This is a genomic window from Candidatus Cloacimonadota bacterium (assembly GCA_020532355.1).
GTDB lineage: Bacteria > Cloacimonadota > Cloacimonadia > Cloacimonadales > Cloacimonadaceae > UBA5456.
In genome coordinates, this window is sequence record JAJBBD010000334.1 from 1 (window position 1) to 4766 (window position 4766).

At 40.0% G+C, this 4766-nt stretch carries 4 protein-coding genes and 1 other RNA gene; 4 read left to right on the forward strand and 1 reads right to left on the reverse strand.

From position 1 onward, the window contains the following. The first annotated feature begins 554 nt into the window (after positions 1–554). Positions 555–989 carry a DUF5683 domain-containing protein gene (locus LHW48_11380; protein MCB5261049.1) on the forward strand — a complete coding sequence of 145 codons (435 nt, stop codon included), beginning with the start codon at positions 555–557 and terminating at the stop codon, positions 987–989. Positions 990–1009: 20 nt separating this feature from the next. Beyond that, complete coding sequence (locus tag LHW48_11385; GenBank protein ID MCB5261050.1) at positions 1010–1798, forward strand: CAP domain-containing protein; 789 nt, start codon at positions 1010–1012, stop codon at positions 1796–1798. Here LHW48_11385 and xth read toward each other — a convergent pair. Then, positions 1785–2558 (reverse strand): exodeoxyribonuclease III, encoded by a 774-nt coding sequence (xth, locus tag LHW48_11390; protein ID MCB5261051.1) that lies wholly within the window; start codon positions 2556–2558, stop codon positions 1785–1787. The genes LHW48_11385 and xth overlap by 14 nt on opposite strands. A 143-nt stretch (positions 2559–2701) precedes the next feature. Between xth and ssrA the strand changes: the two genes are divergently transcribed. Continuing rightward, positions 2702–3052: a transfer-messenger RNA gene (gene ssrA / locus LHW48_11395) on the forward strand. A 290-nt stretch (positions 3053–3342) separates the two neighbouring features. Beyond that, positions 3343–4602: a T9SS type A sorting domain-containing protein gene (locus LHW48_11400; GenBank protein MCB5261052.1), complete on the forward strand. Its 1260-nt coding sequence runs from the start codon at positions 3343–3345 to the stop codon at positions 4600–4602. The last annotated feature ends 164 nt before the right edge of the window (positions 4603–4766 follow it).

Here is a 4766-nt window from a genome sequence, read left to right on the forward strand (position 1 = left end):
ATACGGTAAGCACTAGCGGAATTAATACCGCAATCCGCTTAAGAATACCCTCCGGTATTACTTCTAACAAACTCATCGTGTCTCCTTGCGGATGGTGCAAACCTCATTTAACATTCAAGCGTTCGTTGGATTTTACCCCTCAACCGTAGCTTATTGTGTCAGTAGAACAACAATCTAATCTTCGTCAAGCAATTTTAGTCAGTTGAGAATGTCAATATGCCAGTAAATCTTATTTTTAAAGTACTTAAGACTCATTAACAAAATTTTTTTCTGCGCCATTATTTGTGAAAATATCTTGCTTTACTTCCAGTACGCCTACTACATTAAACAATCATTAGCGATGGTTCAAGCAGAGATCATCCTATATTTTATGCAGAATCTCGGCGTTAACCTCTACTAGTAATAAGTGAAAGTAGCTTAGGTGGATTAACGCCAAAGTATTCGAAGGTCTGGTTCTGATCGGCTTAAAATATTCATCTATTATCGTTTTGTGCTTGACATTTTTGATTATTATGCGATAATTGGTTTTAATATGGATTTTTTGAGAAGGTAAAGTGAAGAAACTACTGATAATACCCCTGTTATGGTGCTCAATACTAATGGCGGCAAACCCAAGCAGGGCAATGCTATACTCTGCTGTAATACCCGGTGGTGGGCAAATATATAATAAGGCATATATAAAAGCAGGGATTGTTATCAGTTTGCAAGCTTGGAACATAGGAAGGGCAATACACAACAAATCGGAGGCAGATCATTTGCTAAAGAAATCCCATGAATCCAGTAATCCAATGGATATTCTATTTTACAAGGCGCGCTCCGAAGAATTCCACGAAAAGTACACCAGCGATATATGGTGGATTGCCATTACCGCTGCTTTAAGCGTTATTGATGCTTACGTGGATGCGCATCTGGCAGATTTTGACGAGAAAAGAGATACTCTGCATTTAAAATTTGACGAAGGGAAAGTAGGTTTGGAATATAGGTTTTAATAAATTCAGGAGATATATATATGAACAAAGCTAATTTTAGCTTGATGCTAATTTTACTGCTATCTTTCGCCGTATTAAACGCCGGCACCATGACAGTTTCTGAGTTTGAATTGGAAGTATGGCGCTTATCTAATATAGAAAGAGAACGATACTCTTTGCCATCTTTAGCTTATGATAATGGACTTGCAGAGCTTGCCCGTTTACATTCCCGCAATATGCTTAGCTATGGTTTTTTTGCCCATAAGGACCATAATGGCGATGAAGTAGCCCAACGCAGAAGCAAATACTATCCAAATTTACTTATTGTTAGCATAGGCGAAAACTTAGGAAAGTTCAAAAATTCAGCTAAGATTTTCCATCCCCAAGACTTAGTAAATGGGTGGATGCAATCTCCCCGGCATCGGGAAAACTTACTTAATCCTAACTATACTCATCTTGGGATAGGGCTTGTTTTTAAAGGCGAGACCCTGTATGCAACTCAAGTTTTTTCCACACCCATTGCCAAGCTGTTATCACAGCTTCCCAAAAAAATAAATGCAAAGAAGACATATCGGCTTTCTTTTGAATACTTATCTAAGCAAGAAGCTACAAAGCTGTGTGCAACACTTATATATCCAGATAAAAACCTTAGCTATAAGGTATCGGAAGATAAAGAAATGGTAGGGGCACAACCAATACCAATCCGCTGGAAAAGCTCCACGTCATTTGAAGTAGATATTCCCTTTTTAGCTGGAAAGGGGAATTATCAGCTATGCTTTGGTTTTGGCGGAGGATACTATCCAGAAGGGCTAATTCTTAAGGCAAAATAAGCTCTACATACACTGGACAGTGATCTGAGCCCATAACATCTTGGCGAATTCCGGCTTTACTTATCATCTTTAGATGTTCTTTATCCACAAAAAAATAATCTATTCTCCAGCCTATGTTTCGCGGGCGGGCAGCAGTTCTGTAACTCCACCACGAGTATTGATCTGGAGAAGGATCAAAATTGCGATAAGTATCTACCCAACCGTAAGTTACTATTTTATCCAGCCACTGCCGCTCGATGGGGAGAAAACCGGATATCTTTTCATTTTCCTTAGGTCTGGCAAGATCAATTTCTTTATGGGCTGTATTGTAATCGCCCGCCACTAAGATTGCTTTCCCACTTTTGCGCTTAGTTTCCATGAGCTCCAACGCCTTATCGTAGAAACGCAACTTATAGTCCAAACGCTCATCACTCATGGCACCATTGGGAAAATAGATATTGAACAGGATGAAGTGATCATATTCTGCGATGTTGATTCGGCCTTCAGTGTCAAACTCCTCCACGCCAAATTTGTCTTCAAAACTTAGAGGTTTGATTTTGCTGAACAGAGCTGTGCCCGAATAACCCTTTTTTTGAGCATGAGACCAGTATTGATGGTATCCTCCAAGCTCGCTAAGTTGTTCAGGAATTTGATGTTCCTGCAATTTTGTTTCTTGTAAACCAAATATATCCGGATCGTTCTTTCGGATGGTTTGAATAAAATCTTTGTTCATTACCGCCCGCAGACCGTTTACATTCCAAGACCAGATTGTGATTTTCATAAGTTCCTCATTCCAAATTTATACCAATAAACTAAGGCAATAAGCAAGCTAAGCAAATTAAGTGCGATGCTGCAAATGCAAAAATGGTGCTTGACACTATTGGGTTATAGAATATTATGTACTATAGGTCTTTGATTTACATAGGGGGTGACATGGTTTCGACAGGGAATCAGTGTGGTAGAGATGCATGCCGGAGATGCTATCCACTCCGTTAACAAGTAGCAAATGCAAATTAACTGCAAACGATAACTTACTCTTAGCCGCTTAATGCGGTTACGTTCAACCTTTTCGTGCCATCGGGAAAGGATTGGGCGTCGTAACAGTATGGCTGCTCATGCGGGGATTGCCGATATACGCATGCTAAGATTTTCGGCTGGAGCTTTGCGGGTCTGATTGTCTTTACCGCATAGCTTGAGATTTAAAGACAACTAAGCTTGTAGATTCTTTATGGCGCTGTTCTTTGGACGCGGGTTCAATCCCCGCCACCTCCACCAATTTATCTAATCTTAACTATACATACATAAACATACCCGGATACTTAATCTCGACCCTTCAGATTCCATCGAAGTGTTGTCTCAATTAAAGGCTTATCCACTATTTGATGTCGTGGTTTCTTGAAGCTAAAAATCTTCGAGAATATCCCATAATAAAAGCATGTCAAACCACTAAAAAGCCCTCGCAATAATTATACTTGACACTATAGAGGTATTTGTAAAAATACGAACTATCATCTGTGGTGCCTGCCACTTCTGACAAATTCTGACACTACAGTCTGGAGAACACAATGAGAGCAAAATCTACATTAACACTGCTCATAATTGTACTTCTTGCACTTATCTGTAGTAATGGATGGGCTCAGGAATATCCGGAAATATTCTTCCTGCGCGGATATCATTTCTTTGCTTCGGGAGGTCCGGATTGGTCTGATTATGAATCCTCAACATTTTACTCGCAGGATAATAATCCGCTTTGTATCGATAGCTTGCACTATGTTCACATTTTTGAAGACGCATCACCGGAATTCAATGTGCATATCGATGAGATTCGTCCCTTTGATGGAGATATGGAGCTTCATCCCGATTACTTCATCGTTAGAAGCCCGATTAAATTGTTCTACGGGATGCCAAAATATCGCATTAGTAAGATTAGTTATGATGGCTACTATTTGGAAGATTGCCTAATCGATTCGCTTGAATCGGGAGATTATTTCTTGAAGGCTTGGCACTTTTACGATAATAATATGCGCAATAGTGGCACGGTAATCAAATACTACGATCCCGTATCCTACCAAAAGATAGAAAACATTCTTGATCTGCGGGGTCGCAGAGTGGAAGAATACCATTACAGCTCTACCGATTCATTAGATTGGCAAGCCACAGGGCGCATTTTCTACGAGTATGAAACCCAGCCTTTCTCCGAAAGTAGAGAATACGAGAAGTACGCTCAGTATATGCCGGGCTATATTCTCGATCTATTGGATAGTATCGGAGCCATCTATGTGAATAATAACTATCCCATCAGCACCATGACCTTTCAGTTTACCGATTCTTACGGAATGTGGATGGAGCCTTGTGAGTCCAGCGTCTCTTATGAACAGATTCCTGAAGAAGAATATGTCTGCATTTCCATTCCCCAATATATGTTAGATACTCAATTTTGTTTCAACGCAGAAGGACTTCTAACGCAACTAAACCAAATTGAAGATTTACCCACATACACCTTTTATTACGATCTATCAAACCCTTTATCGCTTCCTCATACTCCCCAGATTCCAAGTATTCATGTAAATATTGGACCCAATCCGGTAAAACAAACAGCTACTCTGCGCTACTCTCTGGCAAAAGCTTCTCCCCTATCGATAAGTACATACAACATCAAGGGGCAGTTACTTAAAAGAGAGTGTCATAACAATTTTGCACAAAGTGGCGAAGTAATTTGGAATCCTACCGATGCCAAGGGCAAAACTCTGAGCAATGGGATATATCTGATCCGAGTTGAAGGAGAAGGATTTGGTATTACCAAAAGATTGATAGTAAGTAAATAGCGGTTTTTATAGCCTAGATATACTTTCAATTCAAAAAAGCTGGACAGATTGAGGCAATCCAAAAAGATGACGCTATATTGACGGCAGATACTGCCAATCAACAGGCTAAAGCCTGAATAAACCATATCATCTGGGAGGATGAATGCCTTTAACACCTGAGGCCA

What these genes read in the sequence shown, in the direction of transcription:
- LHW48_11385 (MCB5261050.1), top strand. Translation starts at nt 1,010, where the DNA reads ATGAACAAAGCTAATTTTAGCTTGATGCTAATTTTACTGCTATCTTTC.
- xth (MCB5261051.1), bottom strand. Translation starts at nt 2,558, where the DNA reads ATGAAAATCACAATCTGGTCTTGGAATGTAAACGGTCTGCGGGCGGTA.
- LHW48_11400 (MCB5261052.1), top strand. Translation starts at nt 3,343, where the DNA reads ATGAGAGCAAAATCTACATTAACACTGCTCATAATTGTACTTCTTGCA.